This window comes from Streptomyces sp. adm13(2018) (assembly GCF_008042145.1).
In the GTDB taxonomy this organism is placed as follows: domain Bacteria; phylum Actinomycetota; class Actinomycetes; order Streptomycetales; family Streptomycetaceae; genus Streptomyces.
In genome coordinates this window covers 87,850-101,124 of sequence record NZ_RDBH01000125.1, presented here as the reverse complement: position 1 = coordinate 101,124, position 13,275 = coordinate 87,850, and the positions used below count along the sequence as shown (strand labels likewise).

General features: G+C 72.5%; 12 protein-coding genes and 1 tRNA gene. 6 read left to right on the top strand and 7 right to left on the bottom strand.

The genetic code is table 11. From position 1 onward, the window contains the following. Positions 1 to 16: 16 nt before the first annotated feature. On the bottom strand, positions 17 to 757 hold the full coding sequence (locus tag EAO70_RS16230; protein WP_148003682.1) for an SURF1 family protein: 741 nt from the start codon (positions 755 to 757) through the stop codon (positions 17 to 19). Positions 758 to 813: 56 nt separating this feature from the next. After that, positions 814 to 2,658 (bottom strand): prolyl oligopeptidase family serine peptidase, encoded by a 1,845-nt coding sequence (locus tag EAO70_RS16225; protein WP_410091283.1) that lies wholly within the window; start codon positions 2,656 to 2,658, stop codon positions 814 to 816. 62 nt (positions 2,659 to 2,720) lie between these two features. On the opposite strand from EAO70_RS16225, the gene EAO70_RS16220 reads away from it, so the two are divergent. Then, the gene (locus EAO70_RS16220; RefSeq protein WP_148003680.1) at positions 2,721 to 3,554 is read left to right on the top strand and encodes a class I SAM-dependent methyltransferase; all 834 of its coding nucleotides are present in this window, start codon (positions 2,721 to 2,723) and stop codon (positions 3,552 to 3,554) included. 30 nt (positions 3,555 to 3,584) lie between these two features. Here EAO70_RS16220 and EAO70_RS16215 read toward each other — a convergent pair whose 3' ends face one another. Continuing rightward, entirely contained in the window at positions 3,585 to 4,616 is a 1,032-nt protein-coding gene (locus EAO70_RS16215; protein WP_148003679.1) for an Lrp/AsnC family transcriptional regulator, read from the bottom strand. Between the two features lie 152 nt (positions 4,617 to 4,768). On the opposite strand from EAO70_RS16215, the gene EAO70_RS16210 reads away from it, so the two are divergent. From EAO70_RS16210 to EAO70_RS16200, 3 genes are all read left to right on the top strand, one after another. Beyond that, positions 4,769 to 6,328 carry a tetratricopeptide repeat protein gene (locus EAO70_RS16210; protein WP_261992899.1) on the top strand — a complete coding sequence of 520 codons (1,560 nt, stop codon included), beginning with the start codon at positions 4,769 to 4,771 and terminating at the stop codon, positions 6,326 to 6,328. Between the two features lie 117 nt (positions 6,329 to 6,445). Continuing rightward, positions 6,446 to 7,465 carry a YdcF family protein gene (locus tag EAO70_RS16205; protein ID WP_148003678.1) on the top strand — a complete coding sequence of 340 codons (1,020 nt, stop codon included), beginning with the start codon at positions 6,446 to 6,448 and terminating at the stop codon, positions 7,463 to 7,465. Between the two features lie 183 nt (positions 7,466 to 7,648). Continuing rightward, a complete protein-coding gene (locus EAO70_RS16200) occupies positions 7,649 to 7,930 on the top strand; it encodes a hypothetical protein (RefSeq protein WP_148003677.1) in 282 nt (93 codons plus the stop codon). A gap of 37 nt (positions 7,931 to 7,967) precedes the next feature. Here EAO70_RS16200 and EAO70_RS16195 read toward each other — a convergent pair whose 3' ends face one another. The 3 genes from EAO70_RS16195 to EAO70_RS16185 all read right to left on the bottom strand — a co-directional run bounded on the left by EAO70_RS16195 (position 7,968) and on the right by EAO70_RS16185 (position 9,605). After that, entirely contained in the window at positions 7,968 to 8,180 is a 213-nt protein-coding gene (locus EAO70_RS16195) for a hypothetical protein (RefSeq protein ID WP_261992893.1), read from the bottom strand. A gap of 301 nt (positions 8,181 to 8,481) precedes the next feature. After that, positions 8,482 to 8,555: transfer RNA gene (locus EAO70_RS16190), tRNA-Pro, on the bottom strand. 111 nt (positions 8,556 to 8,666) lie between these two features. Next, entirely contained in the window at positions 8,667 to 9,605 is a 939-nt protein-coding gene (locus tag EAO70_RS16185) for a metallophosphoesterase (protein WP_148003676.1), read from the bottom strand. 74 nt (positions 9,606 to 9,679) lie between these two features. Between EAO70_RS16185 and EAO70_RS16180 the strand changes: the two genes are divergently transcribed. Further along, positions 9,680 to 10,144, top strand: coding sequence for a GatB/YqeY domain-containing protein (locus EAO70_RS16180; protein ID WP_148003675.1), 465 nt, complete (start codon positions 9,680 to 9,682; stop codon positions 10,142 to 10,144). A gap of 84 nt (positions 10,145 to 10,228) precedes the next feature. Here the strand turns inward: EAO70_RS16180 and EAO70_RS16175 are convergent, their stop codons facing one another. After that, positions 10,229 to 12,481 carry a transglycosylase domain-containing protein gene (locus EAO70_RS16175; protein ID WP_148003674.1) on the bottom strand — a complete coding sequence of 751 codons (2,253 nt, stop codon included), beginning with the start codon at positions 12,479 to 12,481 and terminating at the stop codon, positions 10,229 to 10,231. Between the two features lie 416 nt (positions 12,482 to 12,897). Here EAO70_RS16175 and EAO70_RS16170 point away from each other — a divergent pair, with 416 nt between their 5' ends. Then, positions 12,898 to 13,242 (top strand): WhiB family transcriptional regulator, encoded by a 345-nt coding sequence (locus tag EAO70_RS16170; RefSeq protein WP_015034550.1) that lies wholly within the window; start codon positions 12,898 to 12,900, stop codon positions 13,240 to 13,242. The last annotated feature ends 33 nt before the right edge of the window (positions 13,243 to 13,275 follow it).

Here is a 13,275-nt window from a genome sequence, read left to right as displayed (position 1 = left end):
GCCCCTCCCCGCTTCCCTACAGACCCAGCGCCTCGTCGCGGGACGCCTCCGCCTCGCGGCGGACCAGGCGGAACCACATGAAGAGGACGAAGCCGGCGAAGACGAACCACTCCGCGGTGTAGCCCAGGTTCTGGAAGGCCTTCGCGTCCAGGCTCGTGCCCGCCGCGGCCGCCGCCGGGACCGGGGTCAGCCCCGCCGGGGACTCGGCGAGGGTGATCCACGCGTCGTAGACGTCGTCCGTGACCACGTTCACCAGGGACGCCGCACTGATCATCCCCAGCTGCCCCTCGGGCAGCCCGCCGGCCGCGTTGACGCCCTTGGTGCCACCGTTCTCCGAGGCCTGGAGCGCGCCCACGACCGTGACCTCGCCGGACGGCGGGGCCGGGACCTTCGCCCCCGTGGGGAGCCAGCCGCGGACCACCGGGACCGAACGGCCCCCGTCCGTCCGCAGCAGCGTCAGGACGTAACTGCCGGTCCGGCCGTCCAGGTCGCGGTCCGGTACGAGGAACTGCGCCCCGAACCGGCCGCGCGCCTCGGCCGAGCGACCCGAGGTCTCCTTGTCCACCGGGAGCAGCGAGTCCAGCGGCGCCGTCTTCAGCGTGCTGACGGCGGGTCGCTGCTCGGCCTCCTCGTGGGAGTCGACGCGATCCTCGAACTTGCCCAGCTGCCAGGTCCCCATGAACACGCAGAACGGGATCGCCAGCAGGACGAAGACGTTGATCCCCCACCAGCGGGGCGTTCTCAGGAACCGGTACACGCCCCCCACGGTACGGGGGCCGCCCCGGCGGCCCGTCGGCCGGGTCCCCGGCCGCCTCAGCTCCGCACCGGCCCACCTCCCAGGTGCTTCGCGGCGAACGCCAGGTCCAGGCCGACCTGCTTGATCCGCTCCTCCACCACGAGCGAGCCGTGGCCCGCGTCGTACCGGTACACGTCGTGGACCGCGCCCCGCGCCACGAGCCGCTCGACGTAGTTGTCGATCTGGCGGATCGGGCAGCGCGGGTCGTTGACCCCGGCCGAGATGTGGACCGGTGCCTTCACCGCGTCGACATAGGTGAGCGGCGACGAGGCCGCGTACCGCTCGGGCACCTCCTCCGGCGAACCGCCGAGCAGCGTCCGGTCCAGGGCCTTCAGCGCCTCCATCTCGTCCTCGTACGCCGCGACGTAGTCCGCGACGGGGACCGCGGCGAGCCCGACCGCCCAGGCCTCCGGCTGCGTACCGAGACCGAGGAGCGTCAGGTAGCCGCCCCAGGAGCCGCCGGACAGCACGAGCCGGGCCGGGTCGGCGAGACCGCTCGCCACCGCCCAGCCGCGGACCGCGTCGATGTCCTCCAGCTCGATCAGGCCCACCCGGTGCTTGAGGGCGTCCGTCCACTCCCGTCCGTACCCCGTCGAGCCCCGGTAGTTGACCCGCACCACCGCGTACCCGTGGTCCACCCAGGCCGCCGGGCCCGACGCGAAGGCGTCGCTGTCGTGCCAGGTGGGGCCGCCGTGCACCTCGAAGACCGTCGGGAAGGGGCCCTCGCCCGCCGGCCGCTGCACGAGCGCGTGGACCCGGCCGCCCGGGCCCTCCACCCACACGTCCTCCACCGGCACCGACGGCGGGGCCTTGGCGCCGGGCGGGTCGAGGACGACGCCGCCGTCCGTGGACCGCACCACCGGCGGCTCGGCGGCCGAGGACCACAGGTACTCCACGCTGCCGTCCGGCCGGGCTGTGGCACTCGACACCGAACCGGGCGGGGTGTCCACCCGGACCAGGGCGCCGGTCGCGATCTCGTACCGCCACAGCTCGCTGCGGGCCTCGAAGCTGTGCACGATCAGCAGGCCCGAACCGTCCGGGTACCACTCGGCCGACACGTCGCCCGGCAGGTCGAGGCGGAGGTCCCGCTCCGTGCCGTCCGCCACGTCCCAGATCATCGGCTCCCAGCGGCCGCGCCGCTGGTGCCCCACGAGCAGCCGGCTGTCGCCGGCCACGGGGGCGAACCCGAGGACCGTGAGCCCCAGCTCCTCCGTGCCGCCCTTGGTGTCGTCGAGCTCGGCGAGGACGCTCGCGTCCGCGGAGCGCAGCACCCGCAGCGCCGAGTGCATCGCGTCCCCGTGCTCGGTGTGCTCGACGGCGATCAGGGAGCCGTCGTACGACAGGTCGCCGACCCCGGCCGACTCCCGGTGCCGGTAGATCTCGACCGGGGCGTCGGCCCCGGGGCGCACGAGGTGGACCGTCGAGCCGTCCTCGTCCGTGGAGCGGCCCACCAGGAGGGTGCCGTCCCGGCCGATGGCGAGGCCCGCGGGATAGGAGGCGTCGAGACCCGGCACGGCCGGCTCGTCCGCGCCGCCGGCGAACGGCTGGCGCATCCACACCCCGAACTCGTCCCCGTCGGTGTCCGCGAACCACCAGATCCAGGCGCCGTCGGGCGACAGCGTGCCGTCCGTCGTGCCGTTCGGCCGGTCCGTGACCTGGCGCTGCTCCCCGGTCGCCCGGTCCCAGGCGTACAGCTCGTACGTCCCCGTCGCGTTCGACACGAAGAGCGAGCGGTCGGGGGCCTCCTCCGCCCACTCGGGCAGGGAGACCCGCGGTGCGCGGAAGCGTCGCTGCCAGGCGGGGGCCTGGTCGGTGGGCCCGGTCGTGGGGTCGGGGTGGTTGCTCTCAGTCATGGCACCCATGATGCTCCGCGCGGCGGACAATCGGGTCGCGTCACCCTCAACCTGTGGATAACCTCGCGGGCATGTATGCGCCGACGCCCGACGACTGGCACGAGGTCAACCGCGCGCGCTGGGACGAGCGCGTCCCGATCCACGCCGCGAGCGACTTCTACGCCCTGGACGCCTTCCGCGCCGGGAAGGACGCCCTGCGCGACTTCGAGCTCGCGGAGGTCGGGGACGTCACCGGCCGCTCCCTGCTGCACCTCCAGTGCCACATCGGCCTCGACACCCTGTCCTGGGCCCGGCACGGCGCCGCGCAGGTCGTCGGCCTCGACTTCTCCGAGCCGGCCGTCGACACGGCCCGCTCGCTCGCCGCCGACCTGGGCTTCACCCAGGACCGGGCGGCGTTCGTCGCGGCCGACGTGTACGACGCCGCGGAGGCCGTCCCGGACAGCTCGTACGACATCGTCTACACCGGCTGCGGCGCGCTGAACTGGCTGCCCGACATCGTGCGCTGGGCGGAGACCGCGGCCTCGCTCGTCGCCCCCGGCGGCTTCCTGTACATGGCGGAGTTCCATCCGCTGACCGACTCGCTCGACGACGAGACCGGCAGCCGGATCGTGAACGACTACTTCGTGCGCGAGCCCTGGGTGGACACCACCCCGGGCACGTACGCCGAGCTGGACGCCGCGACCGTCCACAACCGCAGCGTGGAGTGGGTGCATCCGGTCGGCGAGGTCGTCACCGCGCTTGCCGGGGCGGGCCTGCGGATCGAGTTCCTGCACGAGCACGACGCCTCGCTGTTCCCGCGGTACGGGGCGCTGCAGCGGCACGAGGACGGCTACTACCGCTTCCCGTCGGACCGGCCCCGGATCCCGATGATGTACTCGATCAAGGCGACCCGCCCGGCCGCCTGAGCCCGCCGCCCCCCCCGTCAGGAAGACCCGTCAGGGGGCGTCGGGACGGATGTGGTGGGTCCGCCGTCCGTCCGGGCCGAGGACCTGGGCCCCGATCTTGTGGGTGCGCAGCGCGAGCGCCGTGCCCGCGATCCGCAGCGCCGGGGCGGCCCGTACGAACGCCGAGGTGACCTCGTGCAGTTCGTCGACCGTACGGAGCCACATCGCGACGGCCAGGTTGTGCGGTCCGGTGACGGAGGTGACCAGCCGGGTCTGCGGGAGCCGGGCGAGCGCGGCCACCGTCGCCGGCACCTCCAGGGGCGGCACGTCGGTGGTGACCATCGCCCACATCGGACGCCCGGAGAACCTCGGGGCCGGCAGACAGTGGTGGTGGAGGGTGCCGCCGGCCGACAGGGCGTCCAGCCGCCTGCGTACGGTCGACTCGCTCGTACCGCACTGCCGGGCCAGTTCGGCGGCGCTCCGGCGGGCGTCCCCGGCCAGTTCCGCGATCAGCCGGCGGTCCAGCGCGCTGAAGTGGGAGAGTACACGCGCGTGCGTGCGCGGCCGCCGGTCCCCGCCCGTGAGTTCGGTGAGGAGCTGGACCTGTCCCGGGGTGAGCTGCTCGATCCGGGACCGGTAGGGGCGGTTGTGCATCCGGGTGACGACCTGGGTGCGGCAGCGCAGCACCCCGGGCAGCCGCCGTACGCGTCCGGCGAGGTAGCCGTCGAGGGCGTGCAGGTCGGGGGAGATCACGAGCAGGACGAGGTCGGCGTCGCCGGTCACCTGGTGGACGCCGAGGGTGTACGGATCGCCCGCCACGTCGGCCGCGGTGGCCTCGGAGGTGCCCGCGGCGCATTCCAGCTCGACCCAGGCGTACAGCATCTCGTCCGTGCCGTGGCGGGCGGCGAGCAGCGAACTCCAGGCGTACCCCCCGGCCGTGAGGTGCTCCCAGCGGCGTGCGAGGGTGTCGGGACTCGCGCCCAGTACGGCCGACAGCTGGGTCCAGCTGGCGCGCGGAGCCATCTGCAGTGCGTGGATCAGCGAAAGATCCGCCTCTCCCAGGACGGATTCCCCGGTCGTCATTTCCCTCCCTGGTCGATCCCCGGCAAACCAGGGATACGGCTTGCGGGGCGCCCCAGGATGGTGAACCGAGGCATGTGCATTCAAGCCGTAACGGCGTTCGCGCGCCATGGAGTCGGAACACCTCACACACGGAGAGGACGGGGGCGGTGCGCATGGGGGCCGAGGACCCACCCGGGACGACGGACCGACGACTCCGCGACGGGGCGCCGGCCGACGAGTGGCTTCAGGACGGTCCGTCGGCGGATCGGCAGCTCTGGGACGGCCCGTCGGCCGACGAGTGGCTCCGGGAGGGCACCGCCCCCGCCGACCGGTCGGCGCCGTGGGCCGCCGGGCCGGCCCCCGACGAGCGGCTTCTGTGGGGCGAGCCCGTGAGCGGGGACCAGCTCGCCGCCGCGGAGCGCGCCTACGACCGCTGCGGACCTTCCGAACGGCTCCTGTGGGAGCGGCTGTCCGTCTTCGAGGGGACCTTCGGCCCGGACGCCGTCCGCGAGGTCTGCGCGTCCTGGGCGCTGCCCCCGACCGCGGTCCTCGGCGTCCTCGACCGGCTCCTGCCCCTCGCCCTGCTCCGTGTCGACGACCTGTTCGCCGGTGAGGACGACGTCCCCCGCTACTGGATGCCGCACCCGGCGCGCGCCGTGGGCGCCCGCCGGCTCACCGGGCGCGGCGACCGGCCCGACCTGGTCCTGCGCCACCGGCGGTGGTGCGTGAAGCTCGCCCGGACGGCCGCCGACCGGTGGCAGAGCGGCCGGCAGCTCGACGCCCGCGACCTCGCCCTGCGGGAACTGCCGGACCTGGCCGCCGCCATGGACCCGACGACCGCGTCCCCGCCGCGCGGCGACGAGGCGGACGCCGCCGTCGAGATCGCCGTGTCCCTGTGGTTCCTGTGGGTGGTCTGCGGGCGGGCCGCCGAGGGCCGGACCCGGCTCCGGCACGCCCTGGCGCTGCTCGGCGGCGAGCCGTCGGCCCGCGCGCTGTGGCTCGCCGCGTTCCTGGAGCTGGAGTCGGGCCGCCCGGAGGAGGCCGATCCGCTGCTCGTACGGGCCTGGGCGGCGGCCGTCCGGGACGGGGACGGCGGGGCCCTCGGGCTGCTGGCCCATCTGCGGGGATCGACCGCCCTCTATCAGGGGCGTACGCGCGCGGCGGCGGACGAGTACCGGGAGGCCCTCGCGCTGACCGAGGAGTACCCGGAGTTCGGCCCGACCCGGCACGCCTGCTGGGCCGGTCTCGCGCTCGCCCTGTGCCGTACGGACCCGGAGGCCGCGCAGGAGGCGCTCGACCTGGCGGACCTGGACCGCGAGAGCCGGTGGGGCCGGGCGGGCCGGGACATGAACGCCGAGGCCTGGTCCGCCATGGCCCGGGCCGAGCTCGCGGCGTGGGACGGGGACGCGGAGCGGGCCGCGGAGCACGCCCGGTGGGCGCTCCGGGAGCACCTGCGCCTGGGCTCGGCCGCGGGGGCGGCCGGTGCGGCGGAACTCCTCGCCCAGATCCGGCTGTCGGCGGGGCGTCGGGACGAGGCGGCCCATCTGCTGGGCGCGGTCGACCTGTTACGGACCTCCGTCTTCGATTCCTCGTACCGGCCGGCGGAGTTCTGCGTGGTGACCCGCGACCGGAGCGAGCGGGCGCTCCGTACGCTGCTCGACGGCCCGGAACTCCGGTACGCCTACGAGGAGGGCGCGCGGCGCGGACTGTTCGCCCTGGCGGGGGAGACCTGAGCGGGAGGCCCGAGGGGGCCGGAGCGGGAGGCCCGAGAGGGCCTGAGCGGGAGTCCTGACGAGGAGCCTTGAGGGGGAGGCCCGAAGGGGCCCGAGGGGGCCGCCTACGATGCCGTCATGTCGTTCGCCTTCGCCGTCGCCGCGGTCTTCCTGCTGTTGTTCGCGATCGGTGTGGGGCGGGACCGGCGCCGTTTCGGCAACGCCGTGCTCCTCGGTCTCGCCGTGACGTTCTTCGCGATCGGGCTGCTCGTCGGGGTGGAGGACGCGCCGCCGGGGGTCGCGGAGACCGTGATGATCGGCGGGCTGCTCGTGCTCGGCGTCGGCCCGGTGGTCCTGGCGGGGCTGCTCACCGCGAACGGCGTGAAGATGGTCCGCAAGGAGGGCAGGAGCCCGGCCAACCTGCTGTCGCTCCTGGCCGGGCTCGGCATGTTCGGTGTCATGGTCCTGGCGGTGACGGCCGCTGCGACGGAATCGTGGGCGTTGCGGGTGGCCGTCGTCACCCTCCTCCTGGTCCTCGGCTACGTCTCGTTCCTCTTCGTCTGCTTCGTGGGCTACGCGTTCCTCTACGGCCGTACGAGGCTCCGCCGGGACGCCGACTTCATCGTGGTCCTCGGGTCCGGCCTGACGGGCGGCGACCAGGTCCCGCCGCTGCTCGCGAGCCGCCTGGACCGGGCCCTCGCGGTGCACGAGCGGCTGGTGGCGCACCGGCGGCGCGACGACGCGGCGCCCGTCCTCATCGTGTCCGGCGGGCAGGGGCCCGACGAGGTGATGCCCGAGTCCCACGCCATGGCCGACTACCTGTTGGAGCGCGGCTTCCCGGCGGACGCGCTGCTGCGCGAGGACCGCTCGCGGACCACGGAGGAGAACCTGGCGTTCAGCCGGGAGCTGATGGAGCACGGCAGGCCCGGCTCCTCGTGCGTGATCGTCACCAACAACTTCCACGCCTTCCGGGCCGCGATCCTGGCCCGCCGGGCGGGCGTGGACGGCCAGGTGGTGGGTTCGCCGACCGCCCGCTACTTCCTGCCGTCGGCGACCATGAGGGAGTTCGCCGCGATCTTCCTCCAGTACAAGGTGGTCAACCTCGGGACCCTGGGGGCCCTGATCCTGCTCGGCGCGCTCGTGTGGGCGAGCCGCTGAGGCCGCTGCCGCTCGGTCATCGGGGCTGCTCCGTTCCACGGGGGCGCCGGTCGGCGTACCGCTCCATCTGACCACCGGGCCGACGAGGCCGCACGCCGGTCGCGCCCCGCGCGGCCGGGCCGGCCGGGCGGTGGCGGGCGGGACCGGCGGTCCGTACCTACTCTGGAGGTACGGAGGTGACCCATGAGCCGACGGCACCACTTCCACACCGACCACCTGGGGCACTCGGTCTCCGCGACCGTCCAGACGGGGCACAGGCTCGTCGTCGAGGTCCTCGTCGACGGCAAGGAGACCGGCCATGCCACGACCAGGGACGACGGGCCGGTGACGGTCCCGGTGGAGCTGCCGACCGACCCGCCGACGGCGGTGAACGTACGGGCCGTCGCGGGGCCCGGCGAGCCGGGCTGCACGCTGATCGTGGGGGTGGACGGGGAGTCGCGGGTGATGGAGCCGAGGCCGTACTGAGGGCGGGCGCGGGCCCGGGACCGTATGCGGCCGGGCGTCAGGACAGCCAGGCCATCCCGATCACCAGGAAGACGACGAAGGCGATGGCGCCGGCGACGGCGGCCGTCTTGCGGGGGCGGCGCCGGGACAGCTCGGCGAGCCCGCCGGTGCTGCTGCCGGTGCCGCTGCCGGGCCGCTCGCGCCGCCGGGAGGGCGCACCGGCGGAGGGGGCTCTGCGGGACCCACCACCCTCCTCATCACGGCCGGGCACCCCACCACCTGACCCCGGGGCTCCGCCACGGCCGCCACGCGACACCCATTTCAAGATCACGGGCTGACGGGTCCGCAGACGTTCGTACTCGTCCACGGCTGTTCGGCGGCTCAGCTCGGGCGGCTCGCTGCCTCGGCTTCGAGGTTGGTGAAGTTCCGCTGCGGTCGGCGCCGTTCGGGGCTGTCGGCGTCGGCCGCTGGTGTCATTTCGTGGTCACGGAGCACCGGCCGATGGACGCGCAGACAGAAACAGGTGAGGCCGGTACTGGATCCAGTACCGGCCTCACCTGCTGTTTCGGCTGTCGGGGTGGCGGGATTTGAACCCACGACCTCTTCGTCCCGAACGAAGCGCGCTGCCAAGCTGCGCTACACCCCGATGTCGCTGCTCTGTTCTTCACGTCGCGGCGACATCGATTACTTTAGCCCACGCGCGCGCTGAGGCGAAATCCGGTTTCCGGGGGGTCGCGGCGCAGGTCGTCGGGGGTGCTCAGCGGCGGGTCGTGAGGGTGAGCAGGGTGACCTCGGGCGGGCAGGCGAAGCGGACCGGGGTGTAGCGGCTGGTGCCGCAGCCCGCGGAGACGTGGAGGTAGGACGTGCGGTCGCCGACCGTGTGGCTGGACAGGCCCTTCACCCGGTCGGTGTCCAGGTCGCAGTTGGTGACGAGCGCCCCGTAGAAGGGGATGCACAGCTGCCCGCCGTGGGTGTGCCCGGCCAGCATCAGCTCGTAGCCGTCGGCCGTGAAGGCGTCGAGCGCGCGCAGGTAGGGGGCGTGGACCACGCCTACCGAGAAGTCGGCCGAGGTGTCGGGGCCGCCGGCCACCCGCTCGTACCGGTCGCGCTTGATGTGGGGGTCGTCCAGGCCGGTGAACGCGAGGTCCGCCTGCGGGAGCTTGAGCCGGCCCCGGGTGTTGCCGAGGTTCACCCAGCCCGCCGCGTCGAACGCGTCCCGCAGCCCCTCCCACGGGTTGTGGACGGCGCCGACGACCGGCTTGTTGCCGTTGAGGCCGTGCTTGCCCTGCATCCGCTCCAGGAGGTAGAGGGCGGGGTTGCGGAGCCGGGGCCCGTAGTAGTCGTTGGAGCCGAAGACGTACACGCCGGGGAACTCCATCAGCGGGCCCAGCGCGTCGAGGACCTCCGGCACCGCCTCCGGGTCGGAGAGGTTGTCGCCTGTGTTGACGACGAAGTCCGGGCGGAGCCCCGCGAGGGACTGGAGCCAGGCGCGCTTCTTGTCCTGGCCCCTCACCATGTGGATGTCGGAGACCTGGAGGACCCGCAGGTCGGCCATGCCGGGCGGGAGCACCGGGACGGTCACGCGGCGGAGCCGGAACGAGCGGGCCTCGAAGCCCGCCGCGTAGACGATTCCGGCCGCCGCCGTCGCCGTGAGGCCTGCCGTGATCTTCAGGGGGATCCCGTACCGTGCGCGCATCCCCCCATCGTCGCAGACCCGCGGGGCGTAAATGCGCGGGCGGGCGGGGCGCCGCACCTGCCACACTTGGGCGCATGACCACGCTCAAGGCGAAGCTCCAGGACGACCTCAACGCCGCGATCCGGGAGCGCGACGAACTGCGCTCCTCGACCCTGCGGCTGACCATCACCGCGATCACCAAGGAGGAGGTCGCGGGCAAGACCAAGCGCGAACTCTCCGACGACGAGGTGCAGACAGTGATCGCCAAGGAGGCGAAGAAGCGCCGTGAGGCGGCGGAGGCCTTCGCCCAGGGCGGCCGCCCCGAGTCGGCCGAGCGGGAGAAGGCGGAGGGGGTCCTCCTCGACGCGTACCTGCCGAAGCAGCTCGGTGACGAGGAGCTCGACGTGATCGTCGCGGCGGCCGTCGCCGAGGCGAAGGCGGCCGGTGCCGAGGGCCCGCGCGCGATGGGCGCCGTCATGAAGATCGTGAACCCGAAGGTGGCCGGCCAGGCGGACGGCGGCCGCGTCGCCGCCTCCGTGAAGAAGCACCTCGCCGGCTGACACCCGCGAGCCGCCTGCACCGACCGTACGAGGAAGGGCGCCCCACTCCAGTGGGGCGCCCTTCCTCGTACGGTCCGCTGCTCGTCAGCCGTTTCCGCGGCCCCGGCCGCCGTCGCCGCCGCCCAGCAGGTCCCCCGGGAGGGTGATGCCCGGGAACGGGTTGTTCGGGGGCTTCGTGTCGCCGGGCTTGTTGTTGCCGGGCTTACGGGGCTTGTTCGGCTTGTTGGGGCCCTCGTCCCCCTCCTTCTCCTTGTCCTTGGGCTGCTCGGCCCGCGGTACGGAGATGGCGGCGAAGCCGGGCGTCTCGGAGGCGTCGAGCGCGCCGGTCATCGCGATCTTCCAGATGGGGCCGGGGAGGCAACCGCCGCAGACCTTGTCGTAGGTCACTCCGCCGATGGTGATGTCGTACATCGACTTCTTCTCGCCGACGTCGTCGCCGACCCAGACGGCGGTGGACAGGTTCGGCGTGTAGCCGACGAACCAGGCGTCCTTGCGGTCGTTCGTCGTACCCGTCTTGCCCGCGTTGTCGCGGTCGCTGAGGCCGGCCTTCTGGCCCGTGCCGTCCTCGACGACGCCCTTCAGCATCTGGTTGAGCATGTCGGCCGTGCGCTCGCTCATCGCGCGGGTGCACTTGGTGTCCGGCACGTTGAGCTTGTCGCCGTTGGCGGCCTTGACGGACTCGATGGCCACCGGGGTGCAGTGCAGACCGCGGTTGGCGAAGGTCGCGTAGACGGTCGCCATGTCGAGCGGGGTGCTCTCCTGGGCACCGAGGGTGATGGAGGGCAGCTCCTTCACCTTCTTGCCGAGCTCACGCTCGTACCCGACCTTCTTCGCCATCGTGATGGTCTCGCAGAGGCCGGCCATCTGCTCCAGCTTGGCGAAGTACGTGTTGATCGACTTCCCGAGGGCGCCGGTCATGTCGTACGAGCCCTTCTCCGACTCGACCTCGTTGCCGATCTCCCAGTTGGCGTAGCCCGCGGGCTTGCCGTCGCAGCGCGTGTAGTCCTGCTCCGGGATGTTGATCTTCCAAGGGGTGTCGAAGGTCTGAGCCGGGCTCAGGCCCTTCTCCAGGGCCGCCGCGGCCGTGATCGGCTTGAAGGTCGAGCCGACCTGGAAGCCGTACGTCGTGCCGCCCATCTTGCTGCCGACGGCCAGGTTCAGCGTCGTCTGGTGCTGCTTCTGGTCCAGGCCGTACGGGCGGGACTGGCCCATCGAGAGGATCTTGCCGGTGCCGGGCTGGACCTGGACGACCGAGGCGGCGACCGGGTCGTCCTTGTTGATCTTCGCGACGGCGGCCTCGTTGGCCGCGGCCTGCGCGCGCGGGTCGAGCGTGGTCTTGACGGTGAGACCGCCCAGGTTCCACAGCTTCGTGCGCTCCTCGGCCGTCTTGCCGAACACCGGGTCGCTGAGGATCGTCTTGCGGACGTAGTCGCAGAAGAAGCCGGCGCCGTCGACGGCGGTGATGCAGCCGTTCTTCGGCGTCTTGACCTTCAGCTTCAGCGGAGTGGCCTTCGCCTTGTCGGCCTCGGCCTGGCTGATGTCCTTCACGTCGGCCATCCGCTGGAGGACCACGTTGCGGCGCTTGGTGGCTTCCTGGATGTCGTTGATCGGGTCGTAGCGGCTGGGCGACTGCACCAGACCGGCCATCATGGCCGCCTCGCCGAGGCTCAGATCGGCCGCGCGCTTGGAGAAGTACCGCTGGGAGGCGGCCTCGATGCCGTACGCCTGCTGTCCGAAGAACGTGATGTTGAGGTAGTTCTCCAGGATCTTCTTCTTGCCCAGCTCCTCCTCGACCTGGATCGCGAACTTCAGCTCGCGGACCTTGCGGCCGATGGTCTGCTGGGTGGCCTCGGCGACCTTCTCCGGGTCGTCGCCCGCCTCCTCGACGAAGACGTTCTTCACGTACTGCTGGGTGAGGGTCGACGCGCCCTGCGCGACCCCGCCCGACTGCGCGTTGCGGTTGATCGCGCGCAGCACGCCCTTGAGGTCGATCGCCCCGTGCTCGTAGAAGCGGCCGTCCTCGATCGCGACGATCGCCTTCTGCATGTACGGCGAGATCTTGTCGAGCGGAACGACCGTGCGGTCCCGCGAGTACACCGTGGCGATCAGGCCGCCCTCGGAGTCGAGGATCCGGGTGCGCTGACTCAGCGGCGGGGTCTTCAGGTTGGAGGGGATCTCGTCGAACCCCTCGACCGTCCCCTTCGCGGCCAGTCCCAGTGCGCCGGCCGCGGGCAGGGCGATGCCCGCCAGCACGGCTCCCGCGAGCACACTGACACCGAGGAACTTGGCGGCCTGCTGGGTCCCGGTCAGACCACCGCCGGAGCGCTTCTTTGCCATGGGGGCAGCCTACGTTCTCATTCGCCGGACACGCGTATATGCCTTGGCCTAAGCTGCTCCCAACTGTCACAGCAGTGTGGTCTGGCATCAAGACCCGGGCGTGACTGCGGCATGAACTCCCGTGACCCCGAAACACGGGAACCTCGTGTCCGATTCCGGCTCATGCGTCACACGGTGCCCGAAGCGGCCCCGCCGTAGACGGGCGTATCCAGCTGATATGTCCGATAGCTCACGCATGTCCCTCGATCACTCCCCTGGGTGATCTGACGCGCACGCATAGTCCGTTCGGGCCATCCAAGATTGGGCCCGAAGGGGGTGTTGCGCTGTGCCCACCTTCCGTAACGTCCCAACTGGCAGCGGTGAATATGCCGCTTCCGCCGTGGGGGAGCCTCGATTCGGGAGAGGACGGCGCCGGTATGGGCTGGGTAGCTGACTGGAGTGCGCAGGCGGCCTGCCGCACTACCGATCCGGATGAACTTTTCGTGCAGGGTGCGGCACAGAACAGGGCGAAGGCGGTGTGCACCGGATGCCCGGTGCGGACCGAGTGCCTGGCCGACGCCCTCGACAACCGCGTGGAGTTCGGTGTGTGGGGCGGGATGACGGAGCGCGAGCGCCGCGCCCTGCTGCGCCGCAGGCCGACGGTCACGTCGTGGCGCCGGCTCCTGGAGACCGCGCGCACGGAGTACGAGCGGGGAGCGGGCCTGCTGCCCGTGGCGATCGAGGACGACGCGACGTACGAGGCGTACGCGGCGGTCGGCTAGAACCGGGCGGGCTTGAGCCGGGCGGGCTTGGGC

Excerpts from the sequence above, each read along its gene's own strand:
- EAO70_RS16205 (WP_148003678.1), top strand. The coding sequence starts at position 6,446 with ATGTCGTTCGCCTTCGCCGTCGCCGCGGTCTTCCTGCTGTTGTTCGCG.
- EAO70_RS16200 (WP_148003677.1), top strand. The coding sequence starts at position 7,649 with ATGAGCCGACGGCACCACTTCCACACCGACCACCTGGGGCACTCGGTC.
- EAO70_RS16185 (WP_148003676.1), bottom strand. The coding sequence starts at position 9,605 with ATGCGCGCACGGTACGGGATCCCCCTGAAGATCACGGCAGGCCTCACG.
- EAO70_RS16175 (WP_148003674.1), bottom strand. The coding sequence starts at position 12,481 with ATGGCAAAGAAGCGCTCCGGCGGTGGTCTGACCGGGACCCAGCAGGCC.
- EAO70_RS16180 (WP_148003675.1), top strand. The coding sequence starts at position 9,680 with ATGACCACGCTCAAGGCGAAGCTCCAGGACGACCTCAACGCCGCGATC.
- EAO70_RS16170 (WP_015034550.1), top strand. The coding sequence starts at position 12,898 with ATGGGCTGGGTAGCTGACTGGAGTGCGCAGGCGGCCTGCCGCACTACC.
- EAO70_RS16225 (WP_410091283.1), bottom strand. The coding sequence starts at position 2,658 with ATGGGTGCCATGACTGAGAGCAACCACCCCGACCCCACGACCGGGCCC.
- EAO70_RS16220 (WP_148003680.1), top strand. The coding sequence starts at position 2,721 with ATGTATGCGCCGACGCCCGACGACTGGCACGAGGTCAACCGCGCGCGC.
- EAO70_RS16210 (WP_261992899.1), top strand. The coding sequence starts at position 4,769 with ATGGGGGCCGAGGACCCACCCGGGACGACGGACCGACGACTCCGCGAC.
- EAO70_RS16215 (WP_148003679.1), bottom strand. The coding sequence starts at position 4,616 with ATGACGACCGGGGAATCCGTCCTGGGAGAGGCGGATCTTTCGCTGATC.